The organism is Cupriavidus sp. FW305-3-2-15-C-LB2 (assembly GCF_058787575.1).
In genome coordinates this window covers 135,332-159,206 of sequence record NZ_JBYSZW010000005.1, presented here as the reverse complement: position 1 = coordinate 159,206, position 23,875 = coordinate 135,332, and the positions used below count along the sequence as shown (strand labels likewise).

Annotated in this window: 18 protein-coding genes and 1 pseudogene; 8 read left to right on the top strand and 11 right to left on the bottom strand. The window is 67.0% G+C overall.

What is annotated here, in order from left to right; translation table 11 throughout:
• The first annotated feature begins 60 nt into the window (after window positions 1-60).
• Both AC3WRR_RS06425 and AC3WRR_RS06420 read left to right on the top strand, forming a co-directional pair.
• Window positions 61-1,080, top strand: coding sequence for an aldo/keto reductase (locus tag AC3WRR_RS06425; RefSeq protein WP_492296465.1), 1,020 nt, complete (start codon window positions 61-63; stop codon window positions 1,078-1,080).
• A 32-nt stretch (window positions 1,081-1,112) separates the two neighbouring features.
• Window positions 1,113-1,538 carry an SRPBCC family protein gene (locus tag AC3WRR_RS06420; RefSeq protein ID WP_010811788.1) on the top strand — a complete coding sequence of 142 codons (426 nt, stop codon included), beginning with the start codon at window positions 1,113-1,115 and terminating at the stop codon, window positions 1,536-1,538.
• A gap of 156 nt (window positions 1,539-1,694) precedes the next feature.
• Here AC3WRR_RS06420 and AC3WRR_RS06415 read toward each other — a convergent pair whose 3' ends face one another.
• Window positions 1,695-3,737 (bottom strand): 3-hydroxybutyrate oligomer hydrolase family protein, encoded by a 2,043-nt coding sequence (locus tag AC3WRR_RS06415; protein ID WP_492296463.1) that lies wholly within the window; start codon window positions 3,735-3,737, stop codon window positions 1,695-1,697.
• Between the two features lie 191 nt (window positions 3,738-3,928).
• The gene (locus AC3WRR_RS06410) at window positions 3,929-4,993 is read right to left on the bottom strand and encodes a LacI family DNA-binding transcriptional regulator (RefSeq protein ID WP_492296462.1); all 1,065 of its coding nucleotides are present in this window, start codon (window positions 4,991-4,993) and stop codon (window positions 3,929-3,931) included.
• Window positions 4,994-5,157: 164 nt separating this feature from the next.
• On the opposite strand from AC3WRR_RS06410, the gene hisD reads away from it, so the two are divergent.
• On the top strand, window positions 5,158-6,471 hold the full coding sequence (gene hisD, locus AC3WRR_RS06405; protein WP_492296495.1) for a histidinol dehydrogenase: 1,314 nt from the start codon (window positions 5,158-5,160) through the stop codon (window positions 6,469-6,471).
• A gap of 101 nt (window positions 6,472-6,572) precedes the next feature.
• Here hisD and AC3WRR_RS06400 read toward each other — a convergent pair whose 3' ends face one another.
• The 9 genes and pseudogenes from AC3WRR_RS06400 to AC3WRR_RS06360 form a co-directional block, all read right to left on the bottom strand.
• Window positions 6,573-7,733: an MFS transporter gene (locus AC3WRR_RS06400; protein ID WP_011615236.1), complete on the bottom strand. Its 1,161-nt coding sequence runs from the start codon at window positions 7,731-7,733 to the stop codon at window positions 6,573-6,575.
• Between the two features lie 132 nt (window positions 7,734-7,865).
• Window positions 7,866-8,033: pseudogene (locus AC3WRR_RS06395) on the bottom strand (oxidoreductase); the annotation flags it as partial.
• 230 nt (window positions 8,034-8,263) lie between these two features.
• Window positions 8,264-8,725, bottom strand: coding sequence for a copper resistance protein CopQ (locus AC3WRR_RS06390; RefSeq protein ID WP_492296460.1), 462 nt, complete (start codon window positions 8,723-8,725; stop codon window positions 8,264-8,266).
• A gap of 348 nt (window positions 8,726-9,073) precedes the next feature.
• On the bottom strand, window positions 9,074-10,435 hold the full coding sequence (locus AC3WRR_RS06385) for an MFS transporter (protein ID WP_010811794.1): 1,362 nt from the start codon (window positions 10,433-10,435) through the stop codon (window positions 9,074-9,076).
• 118 nt (window positions 10,436-10,553) lie between these two features.
• On the bottom strand, window positions 10,554-11,369 hold the full coding sequence (locus AC3WRR_RS06380) for an enoyl-CoA hydratase/isomerase family protein (RefSeq protein ID WP_492296458.1): 816 nt from the start codon (window positions 11,367-11,369) through the stop codon (window positions 10,554-10,556).
• 4 nt (window positions 11,370-11,373) lie between these two features.
• Window positions 11,374-12,927, bottom strand: a complete 1,554-nt coding sequence (locus tag AC3WRR_RS06375; RefSeq protein WP_439668867.1) for an AMP-binding protein — start codon at window positions 12,925-12,927, stop codon at window positions 11,374-11,376.
• A complete protein-coding gene (locus AC3WRR_RS06370) occupies window positions 12,920-13,492 on the bottom strand; it encodes a (2Fe-2S)-binding protein (protein WP_010811797.1) in 573 nt (190 codons plus the stop codon). Before AC3WRR_RS06370 ends, AC3WRR_RS06375 begins: the two co-directional genes overlap by 8 nt.
• Complete coding sequence (locus AC3WRR_RS06365; protein ID WP_010811798.1) at window positions 13,489-14,304, bottom strand: FAD binding domain-containing protein; 816 nt, start codon at window positions 14,302-14,304, stop codon at window positions 13,489-13,491. Before AC3WRR_RS06365 ends, AC3WRR_RS06370 begins: the two co-directional genes overlap by 4 nt.
• A complete protein-coding gene (locus AC3WRR_RS06360) occupies window positions 14,301-17,333 on the bottom strand; it encodes a xanthine dehydrogenase family protein molybdopterin-binding subunit (protein ID WP_492296456.1) in 3,033 nt (1,010 codons plus the stop codon). The genes AC3WRR_RS06365 and AC3WRR_RS06360 overlap by 4 nt, the downstream gene beginning before the upstream one ends.
• A 263-nt stretch (window positions 17,334-17,596) precedes the next feature.
• On the opposite strand from AC3WRR_RS06360, the gene AC3WRR_RS06355 reads away from it, so the two are divergent.
• The 5 genes from AC3WRR_RS06355 to AC3WRR_RS06335 all read left to right on the top strand — a co-directional run bounded on the left by AC3WRR_RS06355 (window position 17,597) and on the right by AC3WRR_RS06335 (window position 23,875).
• Window positions 17,597-18,499: a LysR family transcriptional regulator gene (locus AC3WRR_RS06355; RefSeq protein ID WP_010811800.1), complete on the top strand. Its 903-nt coding sequence runs from the start codon at window positions 17,597-17,599 to the stop codon at window positions 18,497-18,499.
• 214 nt (window positions 18,500-18,713) lie between these two features.
• Entirely contained in the window at window positions 18,714-19,589 is an 876-nt protein-coding gene (locus tag AC3WRR_RS06350; RefSeq protein WP_439668869.1) for a glycine betaine ABC transporter substrate-binding protein, read from the top strand.
• 497 nt (window positions 19,590-20,086) lie between these two features.
• Window positions 20,087-20,893, top strand: a complete 807-nt coding sequence (locus tag AC3WRR_RS06345) for an enoyl-CoA hydratase/isomerase family protein (RefSeq protein ID WP_010811802.1) — start codon at window positions 20,087-20,089, stop codon at window positions 20,891-20,893.
• Window positions 20,894-20,900: 7 nt separating this feature from the next.
• Complete coding sequence (locus AC3WRR_RS06340) at window positions 20,901-23,051, top strand: acetate--CoA ligase family protein (protein ID WP_037024410.1); 2,151 nt, start codon at window positions 20,901-20,903, stop codon at window positions 23,049-23,051.
• Window positions 23,048-23,875 carry an enoyl-CoA hydratase/isomerase family protein gene (locus AC3WRR_RS06335; RefSeq protein WP_081645129.1) on the top strand — a complete coding sequence of 276 codons (828 nt, stop codon included), beginning with the start codon at window positions 23,048-23,050 and terminating at the stop codon, window positions 23,873-23,875. The genes AC3WRR_RS06340 and AC3WRR_RS06335 overlap by 4 nt, the downstream gene beginning before the upstream one ends.

The following is a 23,875-nucleotide window of genomic DNA, read 5'->3' as shown; positions in this document are numbered from 1 at the left end:
GGACAGACTTAATTGGCAACCCTAGACTGCCTTCACCCCAACTTAATTTGTGGAGCAGTCATGAGCATCAAGGACAAACTGGCCGGTAACGTACTCGGCTTTGGTACCGCCCCGCTGGGCAATATGTTCCGCGACATCCCGGAAGCGGAGGCGCAGGCCACCGTGGACGCGGCCTGGGCGCAAGGCGTGCGCTACTACGACACCGCGCCGTTCTACGGCGCGGGCCTGGCCGAAATCCGGCTGGGCGAAGCGCTGTCCCGGCACCCGCGTGACGAATACGTGCTCAGCACCAAGGTCGGCCGCCTGATCCTGGACGAAGTCGAAGACGCCAGCGCGCGGGCGCTGGGCGAGAAAAGTGGCCTGTTCGCCGCCGGCCGCCCGAACAAGCTGGTCAACGACTACTCGGCGGACGCCACGCTGCGCTCGATCGAGGACAGCCTCAAGCGGATGAAGGTCGACCGCCTCGACATCGTGTGGGTCCACGACATCGCCCAGGACTTCTACGGCGACGAGTGGCTGGCCTATTTCGAGACCGCTCGCAAAGGCGCTTTCAAGGTGCTGACCCGGCTGCGCGAAGAGGGCGTGATCAAGGCCTGGGGCCTGGGCGTGAACCGCGTCGAGCCGATCGAACTGACGCTGGACCTGACTGAAGCGCAGCCGGACGGCTTCCTGCTGGCGGGCCGCTATTCGCTGCTCGACCATGAGCGCGCGCTGCAGCGCCTGATGCCCAAGGCCGCGGAGCGCAAGACCGAGATCGTGGTCGGCGGCCCGTACAGCTCGGGCATCCTGGCCGGCGGCTCGCACTTCGAGTACCAGAAGGCGCCGCCCGAGATCATCAGCAAGGTCGAGCGCATCAAGGCGATCGCGCAACGCCACGGCGTCAGCATCAAGGCCGCCGCGCTGCAGTTCGTGCTGGCCAACCCGGCGGTCGCCGCCGTGATCCCGGGTGCAAGCCGGCCCGAGCGCATCGCCGAGGACACCGCCGCGCTGAAGGCGGTCATTCCCGCCGATTTCTGGCGCGAGCTGCGCGAGCAGCACCTGGTCGCGGCAAATGCGCCGCTGCCTGGCGACAGCAACTGATCCGGGACCACATTCGATTCAAGGAGTCCACCATGGCACAAGCTTCTGCAACGATCACGCTGCCGGTTGCACCGGACCGCGTCTGGCAACTGATTGGAGGCTTCGATTCGCTGCCCGACTGGCTGCCGTATATCCCCAAGAGCGAACTGAGCGAGGGCGGCCGCGTGCGCAGCCTCGTCAATCCGGACGGCGACGCCATCGTCGAACGTCTCGAGGCCTTCGACAACAGCGCGCGCAGCTACACGTACTCGATCCTGCAGGCGCCGTTCCCGGTCACCGGCTACCGCTCCACGCTGCGCGTGGTCGGCATCGACGGGGACCAGGCATCGCGCGTCGAATGGTCCGGCCAGTTCACGCCGGCCGGCGTGAGCGATGACGACGCATCGCGGCTGTTCGAGGGCATTTATCGGGATGGCCTCAAGGCACTGGAGGCAACGCTGGCCGGGGCGGCATCATGAGAGGGCCGATGGCCTTGTCGCTGGCTTTCGCGCTTATGTTCGGCGCGTTTGCACCGGCGCAGGCGGCTGTTGGCGTGCCTGGCGAAGGGCGCCTCCTGTTCCAGTACGGCGAGTAAATCCGTGGGATGGCGCGCCGTCGCGCCACCTGCAGTGCCATTACGACGGTATCTTCATCAAGCCGTTATCGATGGAAATCCGATTCGCATCGATGGCGCGAGGCTGCAGAGGAGGGAGCGACTCTGCCGTGGTCGGTGCGGCTTGCCCGGGCCTGCCGGCGCGGGGAACGGGATGAATCACCTGGCTGTCCGGCAGCGGCTTCCCTTCACGGAGATGCGCCAGCATGGCCTCCAGCGCGCGCACTTGATAAATGGAAACCGGTGCCATGCGCACATCGAAGCCAGGTGAAGAGATACGGCTCTCTCCGTGCATGCCGCCGACGACCTCGATATAACGCAGCCGGCTCGCGCTCGGCTCATTCCGCGATTGGGTCGCGGCGTAAGGGCGACTGGTGAAATTCGGGCCCTCGATTTCGTCGCTTCTGCCATGAACGATGATGGCAGGCTTGCCGCGCAGTCGCGCCGAAGCCGCAATCGCATCGATGCCCCGGCGCACCCGCATGGCGGCGGGGTCTTCGCCGGTGAACAGGCGGCGCAGGCAAAGGGCGGCATCCATATCGTAGTCGTTGCGTCCCGTCGAGCGGGAGATCGATCGACCGTCTTCGCGAGGCCCGCGCGGATCGTCGTCATTGATCAGCGCAACTTGCGATCCATCGGGCGTTCCGCCCCAAAGCCGGGCGAAACGCTGCGCCAGCAATTGCGGGTCCGCCGCCCTGGGTGCGCCGTCACGGTCGACCGACGCGAAGCTGAGCTTGCACAGGTGCTCGTGGACCCGGAACTGGCCGAACTGGCTGGCCTGGCCCAGCACGCCCTGGTTGCCGATAGCAGAGGCTGCCGTGGCGATGTCGGCATCCGGCAGGAAGCCGAAGTCATGCAGCTTGCGTAGCGCCTCTTGCGCCTGGGCTTTCACGGTCTGGCTGCGTAGCAATCCTTTCTCGGCGAGGGACTGGCAGCGATTGCTGGCAAAGGCGAGTCCGGAGGCGAGGGGATCGTCGGCGACTGCCAGTGCCGCACAGGCCTTGTACAGGTTTGCATACGACAGGAAGTCATAGCTGCTGCGAGCGGATCCGGCCCAGCGCCTGCCCCGGTCGTCGATCACGATGTCCGGGTCGGCACGGATATAGATCTGCGGCGCAAGCGAAACGACCCCGTCGAGCAAATGGTGGTGGTCCTGCTCGGCCGCCCGCAGCACTGCCCCGCCGCCGTTCGAATATCCCGATGCAATCACCGTGATGCGCTCACGCGATAGTCGCTGCTGGCCTGGCCACGTGCGCGATTCGAGCTCGGCAAGCGCGAACGCGGCGGCATTCAGGACGGCGCGCCCCCAATCCGCCTCCTGGTTCCACCCGGCACTCGCCCATTTGAAGGCCAGCCGGTTTGGCTTGGCATGGGCGAATTGCCGGGCTTCCGGCGCCCCTGTCAGCACGTCAAGACGCAGGTCGGGGGCTGCCGTGGCGGTGGTCCCATCCTGCGTCGTCGAAGTTCCGCTATCGAGATCCTGGATGCCTGCGCCCGTGCCCTTGTCAGTCCACGCGACGGCACAGCCGCGCCTCAGTCCCCAGTACCCCGCCCGTTGCATGTCGGCCCAGACATTCTGGCTGCCCGGCGTGGCGGTGACCACCAGGCAAGCTGCGTCGGGCCTGAACGTGACCGGAACCTGAAGCAGGATGCTTGTGCTTCGCCCGGATGGACCGGCAGTGAACGCCAGCACTTCATCGCCGGCGAGCTTGCCGTCATCCTCATACAGTTTCCCCGTCGACGGATCGACGTTGGGTCCATACAGCGTGCCGAAGCCATTGGCGGGATTGCCAGGCCTGAGCAATACGGCGCGTCTCAATTCGGCCGCCGAGGGACGCAGCGGATCCTCGTAGGCCGGCCTGGCGGATCCGGAGAGCATGGCGGCGACGCCGTAGCCGCCGGTGATCAGGTCATCGCGTATCCCATCGTAATGGGTACGCCGGACAATATGCGTGTCCGGTGGCGGCATGGTCTGCGCCATCGATCCCGTTGCCGACAGAGAGGCCAGGCATGCGAGCAGGCCGAATTTGGCGCGCGTGGCGCCACGATGTATCAATGTGTTCAAGATTCCGTCTCCTGAGCCATGCGGATGGATTGCCGCTGCATCCCAATGAGTAATCGTTGTAGCGGTATGGGACCGGCATAGATTAGGAGGCTGCTCCCGCCGCGAAAAATTCTTTTTTTTGCGACAAGAATAATTTTTTGTTATAGGCGTGGCATGAAGCGCGTTTGCACCGCGCGTTTGCGACGGTACGGCTACCCTCCGCGTGCAGCAGGCCCCGTGGATTCCCGGCGCACAAGCTTGATGGGCAGGATATCGTGGACAGGCGGCGTCAGCGCTCCCGCGCGAATGCGCTCTATCATGCGGCGTGCCGCCGTCCGGGCCATGGCCTCGACGGGTTGCTGGATCGACGTCAGCCCCACCAATGGCGATCCGGCGAGCGGCATGTCGTCGAAGCCAATGATGGACAACTGCCCCGGGACTTCGATGCCTTGCCGCTTTGCGGCCTCCAGCACACCCAGGGCAATCGTGTCATTGCCGGCAACAATGGCCGTGACCCGGTCCGGCCCATCGAGCATTCCCATCGCGCTGGAGTAGCCCGACTCGCTGGTGTAATCCCCCCACACGAGCGCGATACGGTTCGCATCCACGCCCGCATCCGCCAGCCACCTGAGTGCGCCTTGTGTCCGATCGCGGCTGGTCGAGGTGTTCTGCGGCCCCATGAGCAGGCCGATGCGCCGATGGCCAAGCTGGAACAGATGCTCGACGGCGACCGCGCCGGCGTGGATGTTGTCGATCTCGACAATGTCGGTCCTGACCCTGTCCACGGACCGCACGACGAGAACCGGCGGCACGCCTCGGGCCTGCATTTCCGCAACGACGGGCGAATCCAGCGTCGCGGTGGCGAAGATCAGCCCATCCAGGTATCCGTCGATCAAGGGCCGGAACGCCAGGAGATTGCGGGCATCGTTCATCGAATCGATCATCAACGTGATCTGATAGCCGTACTCCTGCAAGGCATCGTGCAGATGCGTCAGGAACAGCGTCATGAAGCGGTTATGCAGCGCCCCGACGACGACGCCAATCAGCTTCGTCGATGTCTTCTTGGCGCGCCGCCCCTCCGTTGGCACGCGGTAGCCCATGTCTGCTGCCACCGCCATCACCGCGTCACGCGTTTGCATGCTGATGGCAGGGTGCCCGGCCAATGCCCGGGACACTGTCGAAACGGATACGCCAAGCCGTTGCGCGACCGCGTCCAGCGTGACCTTGTTCGTCGGCTTGTCGCCTCGCTTGATGTTTTCTGGCTGCATGATTTGCATTCGTTTGCGTGAATGCTAATGCCTGTTGGGCCGGATGCTGGTGCCAGATAGGGAAATTCTTGAGGTTTTGCACCAGCCTTGCATGCAAATCTGCGCGTACATTGCATTTCACTGCGCTTGCCGCATCACAGGGCAAGTTTCCTTTCCCACCTCAGGAACAGCAAATGGCAATCCAGCACCTCAAGCATGGCCGCAGCGCCAACGCGTCGTCGCAGGACGCAGCGAAAGTACGCGACACCGTGACCGCGATTCTCGCGGATGTCGCCGAACGTGGCGACGCAGCGGTCGCGGAACTGTCCGCGACGTTCGATGACTGGCAGCCGGCAAGCTTCCGTCTGTCCGAAGACGAGATCGCAGCCTGCGTACGTTCCCTGTCGCCGGGGCAGCTCGATGACATCAGGTTCGCCCAGGCACAGGTGCGCAACTTTGCCCAGGCGCAGCGCGAATCGCTGCGCGATATCGAAGTGGAAACGCTCCCCGGTGTAGTCCTCGGCCACAAGAACATGCCGGTCGACAGCGTGGCCTGCTATGTGCCGGGCGGCAAGTTTCCCCTGGTGGCTTCTGCCCATATGGGTGTCGTGACGGCCAAGGTGGCAGGCGTGTCCCGCATCATCACCGCTTCTCCGCCGGTTCAAGGCAGGCCGAATCCCGCAGTCGTCGCGGCCATGCATCTCGGCGGCGCGGACGAGATCTACACCTTCGGCGGGGTGCAGGCCATCGCTGCCATGGCATTGGGCACGCAAACCATCGATCCGGTATCAATGGTGGTAGGCCCCGGCAACGCGTTTGTCGCGGAAGCGAAGCGCCAGCTCTTCGGGCGGATCGGCATCGATCTGATTGCCGGGCCCTCCGAAACGCTCGTCATTGCCGACGACAGCGTGGATGCCGAACTGTGCGCGACGGACCTGTTGGGCCAGGCCGAGCATGGCTTCAATACGCCGGCCGTGCTGCTGACGAACTCGCTCAAGCTGGCGCAAGAGACCATGGCCGAGGTCGAGAGAATCCTGAACATTCTGCCGACGGCCAACACCGCCGGCGTGTCCTGGCGCGACTATGGCGAGGTCATCGTCGTCGATACGCTGGAAGAGATGGTCAGCGAGGCGGACCGCATTGCATCCGAGCACGTGCAGGTGATGACGCGCGACCCGGACTACTTCCTGAAGCACATGAAGCACTACGGCGCGCTGTTCCTCGGTCCGCGCACGAACGTCGCTTACGGAGACAAGGTCATCGGCACGAACCACACGCTCCCCACCGGAAAGGCGGCCCGCTACACGGGCGGCTTGTGGGTCGGCAAATTCATCAAGACCTGCACCTACCAGAAGGTGCTGACCGATGAAGCCAGCGCCATGATCGGGTCGTATTGCTCGCGGCTGTGCGCCATCGAGGGCATGACCGCGCACGGCGAGCAGGCCAACATCCGCGTACGGCGCTATGGGCACAAGGACGTTCCGTACGGATCGGCGGTTCCCGCCTGAGTCAGGCTTCTCAGTGAGAGGCAAGCGGGCACTCGTCACCGGCGCGGGACGCCTGCTCTCTCACTGGATTGGTGCGAGACGCGTGGGCGCCGACACAGCGCTCACGAAGCGACCAGGGCGCGCCTGTCTGCCCGGCTGAGCCACACCACCAGGAATCCCGCCGCAGCCAGCAGGCCGCCAGCGACTGGCACCGCACTGTAGCCGAGGTCCAGGCTGATGACACCGCCACCGAGCGCTGCGCCCAGGGCATTGCCGAGATTGAACGCGCCGACGTTGATCGACGAGGCGAGTCCCGGTGCTTCCGCCGCGGCTTCCATCACCCGCATCTGCACCGGCGGGACGACCGCGAAGGTCGCGGCTCCCCAGGCCAGTAGTCCAAGGGCCGCGGTGACGTGGTGGGAGAGGGCGAAGGGGAGCACCAGCATGATGATGGCGAGCGCCGAAAGGACGATCTTCGTCGCGCCATCGAGCGACCAGTCCGCGAGCCGTCCCCCCACGTGATTGCCGACCGTGAAACCAATGCCGATCAGCACGAGCGAGACGGTGACGAAGGTGTCGGATGCGCCGGTGAGATCGGCAAGCACCGGCGCGATATAGGTGTAGAGCGTGAACATGGCGCCCGCGCCCAGCACCGTTGTCGCCATCGCCAGCAACACCGGCGGGCGGGTGAGCACGGCCAGTTCCCGGCGCACATTGGGCGGGGTGCCGCGCTCGCCCTGCGGCAACGCCAGCCAAAGCGCGGCAATGGCGACCAGCCCCAGCACCGCGGTGCCGGCGAACGCCAGGCGCCAGCCGACCTGCTGCCCGATCCAGGTTGCCGCCGGCACGCCGCCGATGTTGGCGATGGTCAGTCCCATGAACATCGTTGCCACGGCGCTGGCCTGCTTCTCCTTCGGCACCACGCTCGCGGCCACCACGGCGCCAAGGCCGAAGAAGGCGCCATGGTTGAGGCTGGTGACCAGGCGCGACGCCAGCAGCGTGGCGTATCCCGGCGCCAGCGCCGACAGCAGGTTGCCAACGGTGAAGATGGCCATCAGCGCCATCAGTGCGGCGCGCTTGCCAAAGCGGCTGAACAGCAGGGTCATCACCGGCGCGCCGACCATCACCCCAACCGCGTACGCGGTAATCAGCATCCCCGCGGTGGGGATGCTGACGTCGACGCCTTCGGCGATCACAGGGAGCAACCCCATCGGGGCGAATTCGGTGGTGCCGATGCCGAAGGCGCCGATGGCGAGCGCTAGCAGTGCGGTATTGGATTTCATCGTGGCAGATCCTGGCAGGTGCCTTACGCCGCGGCCTTGCCGTCGTAGGCGGGATAGTCGGTGTAGCCTTCGGCGCCGCCGCCATAGTGGAGCGCGCGATCGGACATGGCCAGGGGCCAGTCATTCTCGAGGCGTGCCCTCGGTCACGATCAGGCCGGCGTCAGCGCGTTGGCTGTAGTAGAGCGCGTTGAGGTCGTTGGGAATCCCGTCCGGATTGCGGGAACGGGTCAGCGGCGCCATGGCGATCCGGTTAGCGAGCTGGCGCTCGCCCATGGTAAAGGGCTTGAACAGTAGACTCATTTTGGGACCTTGATCAGGGAGGGTGCGGCCACCGGGGGTACGTGGCCGCGGGCTCGGGAAGTTCGTCGATGGACCGCAGTTTGCGCGGTTTATATTTGTTGATTAAGCCGTGTATGGGTCAAATACTTTTGATTTCATATCAAATGTCAGGACCCGTCGTGCCGGGAGGGCAGGGCAGCAGCGGAGGCCGCCGCGCAGACCAGGCACGGGTGACCGCGATGACCCGGCGCTTATGCCGAAAAGTGCTCACCGGACCCATTGGCGCCGCGAGCGCCTTCTGAATAGGGATCGCGCGGGCTGTTGCCGCGTGCGCCATCCAGGTACGGGTCTGCCTGGCGCGCAGGACTGGCCGAGACACCGGTGCCGTCGAGTCCGGCAACCACGTGCAGGTCGGGATGCGAATCGGCTGCGTTGGCGCCGTCGTAGAACGGGTTGCGACGGTCATTGCCGCGCGCACCGTCCAGGTAGGGGTCGACCTTGCGGGTGGCAATGTAGCCATCCCGATTGGTGATCCTGGCGCCATCGGTATAGCCGTCCCGGTTGCTGATGCGGGCGCCGTCGGTGTAGGCGTCACGAGGCGTGTTCACGCGGAATGCTCTGCCGGCGGTTTCCGGCTGAGCGGCGGCGTGGGCCATGCCGGCGGTCAGGGCGGCGGCCAATGTGATGGCCGTGAGGATGGTCTTTGCTTGCATGATGCTCTCCTGTCTAGTCCGATCGGCCAGGCAACCCTTGGGTTTGGTCGCAGGGCCAGTCTGTCATCGAGATTGCAGCTTTTAAGTGATGCTATCTACTGGTAGATAGATGAGCGAATCAAAAAAAAGACTGCCGGGTTTCACTGTTAAGAATCCGGGCATTGCCCGGGGGTGACTGGAGTCTAGGTAGGGGCGATATGTCTGTCCAAGACGGAATACGTCGGACTTGAGACCTTGCAGGTCTTGTGGGCCGGTTTGCTCCCCTCTTCCGCCCGCGGGAGGGGCCCGGGGGTGGAGGCTGGCGCCTCAACGAAGTCCGGCCGCCACCCCGCAGCTCAGCGATGCCCCTTACTTTTCGACAAGACGGCCCAGCGTCTCCGGCACGATCGTAGCGCCCACCAGATAGACCAGCGTGACGGCCGCGAGGAAAACACCAAGGATCACCGGAAGGTCGGCGGGCGTGCCGGCGGCGAGCGAGGCCAGCGTCGGCATCATCCCGCCGATGGCGAAGCCGATGTTCCACGACAAGCCCGTGCCGGAGGCGCGGATGCTGGTGGGAAACCGCTCGTTCAGGAAGATGAGGATCGGCGCGAAGCCGGCGCACCCGAGCATGCTGAGCGCCACCGCGTAGACGCCGCGCAAGGTGGCGGTTGGCGCGGCCGGCATCCACTGGTAGAGCAGGGGCATCAGCACCAGGCTGAGGGCGCCGATCAGCAGGAAGGCGCGCTTGCGCCCGACCAGCGTGCTGAAATGCCCCGCTGCCACCGATGCGACGATCACACCGAGGCTGCTCAGCATCAGGATGGCCGAGGACTCGCCGGGGGATGCCTTGACCACGACCTTCAGAAAAGTGGGAAGGTAGCCGGAAGTCAGGTAGTAGGCGCTGCCCGCGCCCACGGTCAGCAGGATGTTGACCAGCAGGATGCCACGATACTCGCGCGAGAACAGCGTGCGCAGCGGATGCGCTTGCGGCTTGGCGTGGCCGCTGGCGGCCTTTGCCGCCTGTAGCTGCTTCCACAGCGGCGACTCCTCCAGCGAGTTGAAGATGACCAGCCCCAGCACCGAGCTGACGATGCCGGCAAAGAACATGCAGCGCCATCCCCAGACCTCGAAGGCGTCGCCGGGAAACAGCGCCGTCATTGCCATGTAAGTGATCGACGCCAGCAGCGCGCCGATGCCCGCGCCGCCGCCGCCCACCAGGCCGGAAACCGCGCCGCGCCACGACGGCGGCACCGATTCCGTGCCTATGGTATGCGTCGAAGCGACCACGCCGCCGACGAACACGCCCTGCACCAGCCGCAGCAGGATGAACAGCGCCGGCGCGAAGAGGCCGACCTGGGCGACCGTCGGCAGCAGCCCGAACGCCGCAGTCGACAGGCCGACGCCGGTGACGGCCACCACCATGGCACCCTTGCGCCCGTGCCGGTCCGCGTACGCGCCGAAGATGGCCGAGCCGAGCGGGCGCATCAGCAGCGTCACCGCGAATGACGCGTACACGGCCGCCAGCGACAGCATCGCGTGCTCGGACGGAAAGAACAGCTTGCCGATCACCGGCGCCACGAACAGCAGGATAAACAGGTCGAACAGGTCGAGCGCCCATCCCATGCACGAAGCCGTCACCGCGCCCAGCACCTGCCGGTTGTTCGCGGCCACGGGCGCCGCGCTCTGCGCGCCGCTGGTCGGCACCTTGTCATTTGCCAGCACTTCCATCGTTGTCTCCATATATTTTTGAATGAACGGCTCCCCGCGATGCCCGCCAGGGGCATCGTCGATAGGTCCGTATGCGTCCGTATCTCCGGCGCGGCAGGCGGGTCAGCCCCGCCCGCGCTCAGCTGCCGCGGAAATCGGGATTGCGCTTCGCGTGGAACGCTTCCACGCCTTCGCGGAAGTCGTCCGAGCTGCGCAGGCGGCTGTAGCAGTGCCCTTCGAGTTCGATGGCGGTCGACAGCGGTGCGTCCTCGGTGTCGTTGAGCAGCTTCTTGGCGGTGCGCTGGGCCAGCGGGGAGAAGGCACGCAGTTCGTCGACCAGCGCATCGGTGGCGGCTTCCAGCTCGGCGTCAGCGACGCAATCCACGGCGATGCCCCACTCGTACGCCTGGCGCCCCGGGATGCGGCGCGAGCGCATGACGATGTCCTTGGTGCGGCCCACGCCCACCATCTTCTGCAAGCGCGCCGAGCCGCCGGATCCCGGAATCTGGCCGAGCTTCTGCTCGGGCAGCGCGTATTCCGTGGTGGCGGTGGCGATGCGGAAGTCGCATGCCAGCGACAGTTCGAAGCCCACGCCGAAGCAGTAGCCCTGGTTGGCCGCGATCACCGGCTTGCTGCAGCGCGCCGGCGCCGCCACGTTCCACGCGAGCTTCGACACATGCTCCGGCGACGCTTCCAGGAAGCCGCGGATGTCGCCGCCGCTGGAGAAATGCTTGCCCTGCGCGCGCAGCACGATGACGCGCAGGCGGTCATCGGCGTCCAGCGCCTCGAACACGGCACGCAACTGGTCGCGGGCCGCCATCGAGATCACGTTGTAAGGCTGGCGGTGCAGGATGATGTCCGCGCGCTCGCGGGCCGGGTCGATCTCCACGGAAAAACCGTCGAGGTCCTGCAGGCGCTGCTGGTCGGGATGGGTCAGTGCGAAGGCCTGGGTCATGTCGTTACTCCTTGATGGGGTCGCTGTGGGGAAGAGAGGAAAGTGCGCTGTATTCGCCCGCCGACAGCTTGCGGCGCAGGATCTTGCCGACCGGCGATTTCGGGATGTCGGCGACAAACACGTAGTCGCGCGGGCGTTTGAAGTTGACGAGGTCGGAGCCGCGGCAGTAGTCGTCGAGCGCGCCCGCGTCGACACAGCCGCGCGGCTTGACGAAGGCCACCACCTTTTGGCCCCAGCGGGCGTCGGGCACGCCGGCCACCGCCACCTCGTCCACGGCGGGGTGCAGGGACAGCACCGATTCGATATCGGCGGGCGAGATGTTTTCGCCGCCGCTGATGATCATGTCGTCGACCCGCCCGGTGACGAACAGGTCGCCGTCAGCGTCGAGGTAGCCGATGTCGCCGGTGAAGTACCAGCCGTCGCGCAGGGACTTGGCATTGGCGTCGTCGCGGTTCCAGTAGCCTTCGAAGGCCTCGTCGCCGCGCAGGTCGGCGATGATCTGGCCTTCCTCGCCGGGCGCGGCCAGCTCGTCGGGCGAGGCCGCGTCAAGCCGCGCCACGCGCAGCCGCGTGTTGAGGCCGGCGCGGCCCGCGCTGCCGGGTTTGCGTGCCGCGTGCTGGTCGACGCTGAAGGTGTAGACCTCGGACGAGCCGTAGTGGTTGACGAACAACTCCGGTCGGAACGCGTGCTCCAGGCGGGTCAGCAGGCCATCGTTCATGGCGGCGCCGGCGAAGCCGAGCTTGGTGACGGTGCGCACATCGTTGCTGTCGAAACCGGGCTCGGCCAGCAGGTCATGGTAGAGCGTGGGCACGAGATAGAGGCAGCTGACACGATGGCCGGCGATGGCCTGCAGCGCCTGCGACGCGCTCCAGCGCCGCACGCAGACGAATAGGCCGTCCACCAGCGCCATGGCCAGCAGGGACCGCACGCCCATGGTGTGGTACAGCGGCATTACGCCCAGCGTCCGTTCGCCGCGCCGGTACAGGTTCTGCGCAACATGCGCCAGCGCGGCTGCGCGTTCCTGCCGGTGGCGGCGCGGCACGCCCTTCGGCTTGCCGGTGGTGCCGGAGGTGTAGAGCATCAGCGAGACGTCGCCGGCCTCGGCCTGCGTGCTGTCCCGGCGGGGCGTGGCACGGAGCAGGGTGTCGAACGACAGCGAGCCGCCCGGCGCGCCGTCCAGCGCGATGCAGGGGATTTCCTGCGCGGCGGGGCTGTCCAGCACCGCGTCGGCGCTGACCGGCTCGAACACCAGCGCCTTCACGCCGGCGTCGCGCACGCAGTAGTCCAGTTCGTCCGGCTTGGCGCGCCAGTTCAGCGGGACGATGACCAGGCCGGCGAACTGGCAGGCCCAGTGCAGGGTCGCCATCTCCCAGCGGTTCTGCAGGATGGCGAGCACGCGGTCGCCCGGCTGCAGGCCCAGGTCGAGCAAGCCGGCGGCCACGCCGCGAATGCGCGCAAGCCATTGCTCGTAGGTCAGCAGCAGGTCGCCGTCGACGATGGCGGGGGCGTGGGGGCTGCGCTCCACGCTTTGTAGGAAGGTGCGGCCGAGATCAAGCATCGCAGTGCTCCTCGGCAAGGGGTGCCGCAATCCGGCGCAAGCGCGCGCGGCTGGCGGCCACGTCGAGGACGGCGGCGACGATCGGCGTGTAGCCCGTGCAGCGGCACAGGTGGCCGGACAGCATGTCGCGCACCTGCGCCTCGGTCGGCTCGGGCACCCGCTCCAGGTAGTCCGCGCACGACATCAGGATGCCGGCCGTGCAGAAGCCGCACTGCAGCGCATGGTGGCGGCGGAAGGCTTCCTGCAGGTCGCCCAGGCCTTCGCGCGGGGCCAGTCCTTCGACGGTATCGATGGCGCGGCCATCGGCCTGCACCGCCAGCATCAGGCAGGAACGCGCGGCGACGCCGTCCACCCGCACCGTGCATGCGCCGCAGACACCGTGCTCGCAGCCGACGTGGGTGCCGGTGGCGCCGAGCTCATGGCGCAGGAAGTCGGACAGCAGCTCGCGCGGCGCGCATAGGCCGCTGCGTTCGGTGCCGTTCAGGGTCAGGGTGATGCGCTGGCGCTCATCGCGCCGCATCACCGGGGGCGCACCCAAAGGTGCGCCGTGGGGGGTCTTGCTCATCTTGCCTCCTCGATTACGCGCATGCCCAGTTGCCGCACCAGGTGGCGGCGGTACTGCGCGCTGACATGGGCGTCGTCCTGCGCGCCCAGCTTCCAGCTGAAATCGTTGATTGCCTCGGCCAGCGCCTTGCCCTGCAGGCGTGGCCAGGTCTCGAGCACCGGCCGGTCAGCCACGCCGCCCACGGCCAGCGCAATGGCGTCGTCCGTGACGATGGCGGCGCACGCCGCCAGCGCGAAGTCGCCATGCCGGGCCGAGAACTCCGCAAAGCCGTAGCGCGCGCCGGGGCGCCGAAGCGGGAAGCGCACCGCTTCCACCAGCTCGTCGGGCTCGCGCGCCGTCATCAGCATGCCGCGGAAGAACTCGGCGGCCGGCAGCACGCGGCGCCGGCGCAGCGAGCGCAGCACCACCTCGCCGCCGAGCGCGGTGAGCACCAGCGGCAGCTCGGCGCTCGGATCGGCGTGGGCGATGGAGCCGCACACGGTGCCGCGGTTGCGGATCTGGAAATGCGAGATATGAGGGAAGGCGAGCGCGAGCAGCGGCACCTCGCTGGCCAATGACGGGCGCCATTCCACGCTGCCTTGCGTGGCGGCAGCGCCCACCACCAGATGGCCGTCTTCCACGCGCACGGTATCCAGGTCAGGGGTGCGCGAGATGTCGACCAGCAGTTGCGGCTGCGCGAGGCGCATGTTCAGCACGGCCATCAGCGACTGGCCGCCGGCCAGCACGCGGGCACCCTCGCCGGCATGGGCCAGCGCTTCCAGCGCATGCTGCGCGGATTCGGCGCGCAGGTAGTCGAATGCGGCGGGTTTCATCGACGGACTCCCAGGAGCGCCAGCAGGCGCGCGATCCAGCCCGGCTTGCGCGCGGGCTTGCCCCCGGCCTGGCGGCCGAGCGATTCGAACAGCTGGCGCAGCACCACCTTGGCCGCGCCTTCGAGCATGCGGCCGCCGACCGCGGCGACCTTGCCGGACACCTCGGCCTCGTAGTCATAGGTGAGACGGGTGCCGGCACCGTGCGGGGCCAGTTCGACCAGGCCCGCGCCGCGCGCGCTGCCGAGCGACGACAGGCCCGCGCCCGCGAGCCGCAACCGATGCGGCGGCTCCAGGTCGGACAGCGCGATCTCGGCTTCGTAGCGGGCCTTGATCATGCCCACGCCCACGGTCACGTCGGCGCGATAGCGGTTGTCGCCGATGGGCACGAGCGCGTGGCAGCCCGGCACGACCTTGGCCAGCGCCTGCGGGTCGAGCAGGACGGCGAAGACGGCCTCGGGCGTGGCGTCCAGGTCGACGGTGCCGCGCGCGCTCAGGGCCTTGCCGCCCTTGCCGCCGCTCTTGTTGTTTGCCGAGGCCTCTCTTGCTGCCTCGGCCAGTTCCGGACGCGATGGCGGCGGGTCGTCGAAGCCGATCATCGCCATCACCCTGGCGGGCGTGAGCGGCAGGCGGATGTCGCGCACGCCGAGCGCATCGGCCACCGCGTTGGCGACGCATGGCGGCGTGCTCATGTTGTTGCCCTCGCCGAGGCCCTTGGCACCGAGCGGCGTGAACGGGCTCGGCGTCTCCAGGTGGACGATGAGCGGGTCGGGCACCTCGCACGTGGTCGGCATCAGGTAGTCCGCCAGCGTGCCGGACTGGAAGCTGCCGTCCGGGCCGTAGCGGAACTCCTCCATCAGCGCCGCGCCCAGCCCCTGCGCGAAGGCGCCGCGGATCTGGCCGTCGGCCAGCGCCGGGTTGAGCAGCTTGCCGGCGTCGTGCGCGGTTACGTACCGGTCGATGCGCACGCGTCCGGTGGCACGGTCGATCTCGACGCCGCACAGGTCGAAGGCAAAGCCGTAGCAGGCGGAGGTGTTGACGCGGTCCTGCTCGTCCGGAGCGTCGAGGTTGGGGGGCGACCAGAACACGGTTTCGCGCAGGCCGGGCTCCTCACCGGCCGGCAGCAGCTGCGGCGACCAATGCGGCGCGTTACTGGCCGCGCGCGCAAAGGGCAGGGCGGTATCGGGCGCGCCCCGGCGCACGATGCGGCCATCCGCGAAGACCAGTTCGGCCGGGTCGCAGCCCAGGTGCGAGGCCACGATGCGCGCCAGCTTGTCGCGCACGCGCGTGGCGGCCAGGTGCACGGTGCCGGCCACGGCGCCGGCGAAGCGGCTGGAATAGTTGCCGGCGGCCACGGACCACGCATCCTTGTGCGTGTCGAACTCGACGTTGACCACGACGTCGCCCGGATCGATGCCGAGCACGTCGGCCACGACCTGCGCCGACACGGTCATGTGGCCCTGTCCCGCCGGCGTGGACGCGATGGTCACCACCACGCCGCCGAGCAGGTCCACGCTGACCGTGGCGCTGGCGATGGCGCCGTTCTTCGGGCCCGCCTTGCGGCGTGCCTCGGCCGGCGTCGCGGTGGTGATATAGCCCATGTTCGACACCGAGGGCTCGACGATGGCCGCGAAGCCGATGCCGTACAGCCTGCCCTCGGCGCGCGCGGCGTCGCGGCGGCGAGTGAGTTCACCGTAGTTGCCCGCTTCCAGCGCGCGCGACAGCGCCAGCTGGTAGTTGCCGGAGTCGAGCAGCGCGCCCGCCGCCGCGCGATAGGGAAAGGCATCGGCGGGCACGAAGTTGCGGCGGTAGACGTCGAGCGGATCCAGGCCCAGCTCCACCGCGATCCGCTGCACCAGCCGCTCCAGCGCGAAGTACACCTGCGGCCCGCCGAAACCGCGCACGAGGCCGGTCGGTGTCTTGTTGGTCAGCACCACGCGGTTGCGCACCAACAGGTTCGGGATCGAGTAGGCACCGGTCAGCAGGCCATGCATGCGGTAGAAGGTGGCGGGCTCCGGCGCACGCAGGTAGCCGCCGCAATCCTCGAGCTGGTCGTACGAGAGCGCGACGATGCGGCCGTCCGCCTCGACCGCGGCTTCCAGGGTGGAAAGCCGCGCGGTGGCAGACGTGGCGGCGCTCAGGTGCTCGAGCCGGTCTTCCACCCACTTCACCGGCGCGCCCGCCTTGCGCGAGGCAAGGCACATCAGCACCACGTAGGGGAACACCGCCTGCTTGACGCCGAAGCTGCCGCCCGAGTCGCGCGGCGCGACATGGCGCAGGCGGTTGGCCGGGACCTGCAGCGCCATCGCCATCACGGCATGCAGCGAGAACGGCCCCATGAAGTTGGAAGTGACCTGGTAGCCCTCGTTGCCCGGCAAGTGCTCGGCAACCACCACGCCACACTCGATCGGCGTGCATGTGTTGCGCGGGTAATGGGCGGTCAGCGCCACGCGGTGCGGCGCGGCGGCAAAGGCGGCCTCGGGGTCGCCGTAGCGGAAATGGCGGTCGCTGGCCACGTTGCTGCCGAGACCGGGATGCAGCACGCTCGCGTCGTCGGCGATGGCGGCCTCGATCGACACCACCGGCGGCAACACGCGGTACTCCACCCGCATGAGATCGAGCGCATCCTCCGCCAGTGCGCGGCTCTCGGCCACCACCACGGCCACCGGCTCGCCCACGTAGCGCACGCGCTCCATGGCCAGTGCCCACTGTTCCATCGGCGCCTTCACGCCCACCACGAAGGGCTTCGACCAGGAAGGCAGGTCGGCCCCCGTCAGCACGGCACGCACGCCCGGCGCCTGCAACGCGGCGGCGCAGTCGATGGCGCCGAGTTCGGCATGCGCGTGCGGCGAGCGCAGGATGGCGGCGTGCAGGGTGCCGGGCCTGACGCCGAGGTCGTCGGCGTAGCGGCCGCGGCCGGTCAGGATGGCGGCGTCCTCGACGCGCGGCATCGGGCGGCCGACATGTGGCGCCGGCCGGGTCTGCTGTGTCTCCACCGTGCCGGTCGTTTCGCCAGCATCGAATCTTTTCATTTGCGACTCCGTTCCGTGCGACGGAACCGCGCCGGAAGGCGATGGGGCCGTGCAACGTCAAACGGAGATTAGTGACATCTCGATATAAGATCTAATATTGATTTCTGATTAAGTTCATCATTGTTGATGATGGATAAGGGTCTTCCCGGAGACAAGCGGATGCGCAGTAAGCTGGTTAAATGCCCAAGTTTTCGCCATCGCGAGCCGCCCTTGCTTCATCACTAAAATTGATGTCGGAACGACAATGCCATTGATACCAACCCATGGACCTTAAGCAAATCCAGTACTTCATCGCGCTGTTCGAGGACGGCTCCGTCACGCGCGCGGCCAAGCGCCTGAATATCGTGCAGCCGGCGCTCAGCATGCAGATCGCGCGGCTGGAAGAGGAGTTCGGACAGAAGCTGTTCGACCGCATCCCGCACGGCATGGTGCCGACTGCTGCGGGTCGCATGATGTACCGCCTGTTCCTGCCCATCGTGCGCGACATCGCCGGCGCGCGGCAGCAGATGATGCAGCGCGAGGAGCAGATGGCCGGCCGCATCACGCTTGGCATGGTGGCCTCCGAGACGGAGAGCGTGCTGGTGGGATCCCTGGCCCGCTTCAATGCGCGCTATCCGAACGTAGAGGTATCCGTGGCGGACGGCTTCAGTGCCGCGCTGATCGATCTCGTTTCCGCCGGCCAGCTTGACGCGGCCGTGGTGCATCGCCAGCGCGGCCGGCCGGCGCTGCATGTGCAACCGCTGCACGACGAGGAAATGGTGCTGGTGACCAGCGTCGAACACGGCCCCGAACTGCCGGAATCGGTAGAGATGGCGAAGCTGCCAGGACTGGAACTGGTGCTGCCGACCAAGCGGCATGGCCTGCGCGTGGTGCTGGACACGGCGACGCAGGCGCAGGACGTCACCCTTGCGCCGAAGTTCGAGATCGACATCCTCGGCACCATCGTCCAGTTCGTGCAAGCGACGCGCTTTGCCACTGTGCTGCCGCGCATCGTGGTGCTGCGCGCCGTGGAAGAGGGACGGCTGCGGATGCATACCATCATTGCGCCGCGCATCGTGCGGCATCTGGTTTGCGTGAGCCATCCGCAACGGCCGCTGAGCACGGCGGCCGAGGCGTTGATCGCGATCGTTGCGGAGGAAATTAGGCGGGTTTCCGGGGTGGCTTAACGAGGTGGCTTAACGGTGGGGGTGATCGCCTGGGCACTGACGCAGGGGCCGGTGCGGTTGTCGCAACCGTTATCGGTCAATCCAGTCTTTTCATTACCGGGACCGGCCTGGCTCTCTTACTGTTCAGGCTGCGGTCCAGCGACACGCCGCGAGTGCCGCGCGTGCAAGAGGCCAAGCCGCTCGGCCTCCAACGGCTTGTGAAAGGAAGAATCGAATGCTCAAACGCCTCTGGAAATCTCTTGGTGTCGCACTGGCCCTTTGTTGCGGCTTTGGCCCGGTCCATGCGCAGTCCGCCGCGCCCATCACGATGGGCCAGATCAACCTGACCTTCTACGTGGCGACCGGCGCCGTGATACAGGCCGTGCTCGAGGACCTTGGCCATGGCGTCAAGGTGACGGAAGGCAATCATCCGGCCATATACGATCGCCTTGGCAAGGGGGAGGTCGATATGCTTGTCGCCTCCTGGCTGCCGCATGCGCATGGCAAGCTGCAGGCGCCACTTGCCAGCCAGCTGGTTGAGGCGGCCACGCTTTACGAGGGGGCCCGCCTGTATTGGGCAGTACCGGCCCATGTGCCGGCATCGGTGGTGCGTTCGGTGGATGACCTGAAGAAGCCCGATGTCATCGCCCGCATGGACAAGGAAATCGTCGGCGTGGGCCCGGGATCGGGCCTGATGGTCGGATCCGCGGAAATCATGCAGCGCTACGGCCTCGAATCCGCCGGCTACCAGTTGAAGCTGGGCAAGCCCGACGAATGGGCGAAGCGGCTGGCAAACGCTTCCGCGTCCGGCAAATGGATGGTGATGCCGTTGTGGCAGCCGCAGTACCTCAACGCGCTGTACCCGGTGCGCGTGCTCGACGAGCCCGCGGGAATCTTTGGCACGGACCGCGCGGTGGTGGTGGTGCGTAAGGCCGTCTGGGAATCGTGGCCCGCGCGCACGCGTACCGTGGTGTCGCGGATCCAGCTGGGGATTCCAGTCGTGACGGACCTTGAACGGCAGATCGTCGTCGACCGGAAGCCGCCGGCGGCTGTCGCGCGCGACTGGATGAAGGCAAATCCGGAAATCGTGCGCGCATGGTTTGCCTCGTGAACGTGCGGCTTGTGCCCGGCTTTCTTTCGTTTCGCAGGGGATGGACGGCGCGCTAGCGCAATGCGTCCTGGCTATTTCCCTGTTCACTACCTTACTAAATGCGCCAGGATCCCTGAATGCATGTCGCTGCCAGGCGCAGCGACATGTAGTTCGGTGGCATCCTGATTTGGCAGATCCCTCGCGCATTCCTGCCCCAGGCCGTCGCGGCCGCCATACCACTCAACCCACTCAGGGGCCGTTCCATCGGCCTCTCTTTGCGCTCCAGCCGTGACTGGATCGAGCAGACCTCCCTCCGGCTCGACGCAACCTTCCGCTTGCCACCGCTGCGCCGACCAAGCCAGCCTGGCCCGACAACAGCCCGATTTGCCTCTCTGAACCATTAGCGGCCTGGCCGGGTTAACGCTGATGGAAGGCCCATATTTGTGTACATAGAATCCATAAAAACACACGAAGTATAAAAACGAACACGTAGTTCAATTTCAACGGAGCACACAGCCATGGGTGAAATCCGGGCGGAAACGCGCAATGCGATCCGCATCCTGACTATCTGCAATGAACGCATCCGCAACGCGTTCGACGAGGCCATGTCAGTAGCGTTGCTCGCCGCATTCGACGAGGCAGAGGCGGATCCGCGCATTCGCGTCGTGGTCGTCACTGGCGCCGGCGACCTTGCATTTTCGAGCGGGCACGACCTGAAGGAACTTGCTTCAGGTGCGCATGCCCGCAGCACTGTCGGCGAGGCGCCGTTCGTGCGGCCGTTGACCATGAAGAAGCCGGTGCTCGCGGCGATCAATGGCCACTGCTGGGCGGCGGGTTTCATGCTCGCGCTGTCTTGCGACCTGCGCATCGCCAGCAATAACGCGGTGTTCGGCTCGCCGGGCGCACGCCTCGGCATCCTGCCCGAGGGCGGCCAGCTGTACCGGTTGCCGCAGTTGATTGCGCCGACGCGAGCGCTCGAAATGATGCTGACCGCGACCCCGATGAGCGCCTATGACGCCGCGAGCTGCGACCTGGTGTCACGGCTGGTGCCAAATGGCGGGGCGCTTGCCGAAGCCATCGCGCTCGCCGAAGTGATCGCATCGCGCTCGCCGGCGGTCGTGCAGGCGGTGAAGTCGGGGTTCAACCTCGGCCTGCGCGAGGGCAGCGTGCGCGCCGAGCGCTACGAGGCTGAGACCGCCCACATCCTGCATCAAGGCGACGACGCCCGCGAAGGGATTGCCGCGTTCCTCGAGAAGCGGGCGCCGCGCTTCGCGGACCAGCCTGCCTTGGCCAACCCGTTGTCCGCCGAACATCCTGGAGCCTGATCCGAACATGACTACCACGCATCCTCTGCAGCGCCTCTTCCGGCCACGTCACGTCGCGTTGCTGGGCGTATCCCGGGACACCGACAAGGCCGGCTACAAGTTCCTGCGCTCGTTGCTTGACGCCGGCTTCGCCGGGCGGATCTCGCTGCTCGGCAGGCAGGCCGGCGAGCTTGACGGCCTGACGATCCACACCGAGCCGGACGATCTACCGGGCGATATCGATGTCGCCTTCAATCTGCTGGGCCCCGCGCAGACGCCGGCGGTGCTTGAGGCGGTTGCCGCGCGCGGCGCTGCATTCGCGGTGGTGTTCACCGCGGGCTTCGCCGAGATGGGCGAGGAAGGCGAGCGGCTGCAAGATGAGATGGTGCGTGCCTGCAACGCGCATGGCATGCGCATCGTCGGGCCGAACTGCATGGGATTGGCCAACCTGCATGTCGGGCTGAACCTGACCGAGATCACGCCGCTGCCGGCCGGCCCGGTTGCGCTGGTGTCGCAAAGCGGCAATGTCGCGGTCACGCTGTGGGACCAGGCACGCAAGCACGATCTCGGGTTCTCCTGCTTCGTTGGCTTCGGCAACCAGGCCGACATCCCGATGCACGAGTACATCGACTACCTTGGCCAGGACGACGACACGCGCGTGGTCGCGGTCTACCTGGAAGGCCTGCGGCCGGGCAGCGGTGATGCGTTCTTCGAAGCCTGCGCGCGGGTTTCCCGCAAGAAGCCGATCGTCGTGCTCAAGGGCGGGCGCACCTCGGCGGGACGGCGCGCGGCGCAATCGCACACCGCGTCGCTGTCGTCATCCGAACGGGTTTACCAGGCGCTCTTCGACGAGGCGGGCATGGTCGAGGTGAGCCAGCTGGAGCATCTGCTGCCAGCGGCCGAGGCGCTGATGCGCTGCCCGCCGATGATGGGGGACGATGTCGCAATTGTCGGCTCGGGCGGTGGCCACTCGACCGTCTGCACCGACGAGGTGGAGTCCGTGGGCCTGCGCGTGCCCGAATTCCCGGCAGCGGTGGTCGAGACACTGTCCGGCCTGTTGCCGTCGTGGGCGCCAAAGCGGAATCCGGTCGACATGACCGGCGCCTACATCAACGATCCGAGCCTGTTCTCGTCGCTGACCGAACTGGTGATGCGCGCCTGCCCGTCGTTCGATGCCGCCGTCAATTACGGGCTTTACGGGCTGTGGAAGGGCGGCGTGCTCGGCAAGGAAAGCCCGCACGACTACGCCAGCGCCGCGCCGTTGCTCGGCGCCTTGCAGACGAAGCTCGGCAAGCCGCTGGTCTTCTACACGCCTTACGCTGACCGCGCGCATCCGTCGTTCACTGCGATGCGCCAATCCGGGGTGCCGTGCCTGGAATCGATCGAATCGGTCGGCGTCGCGCTCGCGGCGTTGCGGCGGCGCGGCCGCTATCTGGCACGCGCCGGTGAAGCGCTGCCGCAGCGCCAGGTGGCACCGCTGCCGGCAGCGGCCGCCACGTCCGCGGTGCCGTCGCAGGACTACTCGTCCGAAGTCGCCGCGTACCGCCTGCTGGCGCGCCACGACGTGAAGCTGCCCGAGGTGCTCACGGCGGAGTCGCCCGAGGCGGCCGTAGCGCAGGCGGAACGGATCGGATATCCGGTCGTCGTCAAGGCGATCCTGCCTGGCGTCGCGCACAAGAGCGACATTGGTGGCGTACGCACCGGCCTGGGCGATGCCGGCGCGGTGCGCGACGCGGCGCGCGCGATTTCCCACAGCGTGTCGCAGGCGCTCGGTGCCGCCGCGCTCGACGGCTTTACCGTCACGCGTGACCTGGGCCGCCGCCGCGAGCTGATCGTTGGCGTGCGGCGCGACGTGTCACTGGCGTCGCTTGGCCTGATTGGTCTTGGCGGCGTGCTGACCGAAGCGTTCAACGACGTTGCCGTGGTGCTGCTGCCAGCCACGCCAGAACGCGTGTCGCGCGCACTGGCACGCCTCACCAGTGCGCGTGCCTGGGGCGAGTTCCGTGGCGAGCCCGCCGTGCCCGCCGATGCGCTTGCCGACCTGCTCAATCAGCTTGACGCCGCCCTGGGATCCGATCCCGTCATCGACAGCGTCGAATGCAACCCCGTGATGGTAGTCGGCCGGGAACTGGTTCCCGTTGACGCCGCCATCACCATCACCGAAAAGGAGCCGACGTGACTATCCCGATGCCGCTTACCGAAATGCGGGACAACGTGCTGACCATCACGTTCAACCGTCCGGAAAAACTCAACGCGCTCACGCCGGAAATCTACGCGTTTGTGGGTGACCGCGTCAGCGAAGCGAGCGCGGATCCCGCCTGCCGCGCGGTGGTGTTGCGCGGCAATGGCCGCGCCTTCTCGGCGGGCTTCGACCTGTCGCTCCAGATGGGAGAGCGCTCGCACGAAGACCGGCTGCACTCGCTGCACGAAATCGCGAACCGCGCGCGTTGGGCGGTGTGGCGCTGCAAGAAGCCGGTGATCGCGGCGATCCACGGCTACTGCATGGGGGGCGCGTTCGAACTGGTGCTGCCGTGCGACTTCACGATCGCCACCGAAAGCTGCACGCTGGGCGAGCCCGAGATCCTTTTCGGCGAAGGGCCGGCATTCATGATGGTGCCCTGGCTGGTCAACCACAAGATCGCCAAGGACATCCTGCTGACCGGCCGGCAGTTCACCGCGCCAGAAGCGCTGCGCATGGGCATCGTCAGCACGGTAGTGCCGGACGACGGGCTGGACGCCGCGGTGGCATCGCTGACGCAGAAGCTGTTGCGGCTGCCGCCTGCCGCGGTGACGATCAACAAGGTCGGCATCAACCGCGCCTACGAGACGCAAGGCATGGCTGCGCATATCGACAGCTGGGTGGAGACGGCGGCGTACCTGTCGTTCATGGACGACGAGGCGCGCGGCGAGTTCGCGCGCCGCGTGAAAGAGCAGGGGCCTAGCGCCGGCATCCAGTGGCGCACGCAGTATTACGCCGACGGCAAGACAGCCGCCGGGAGCTGA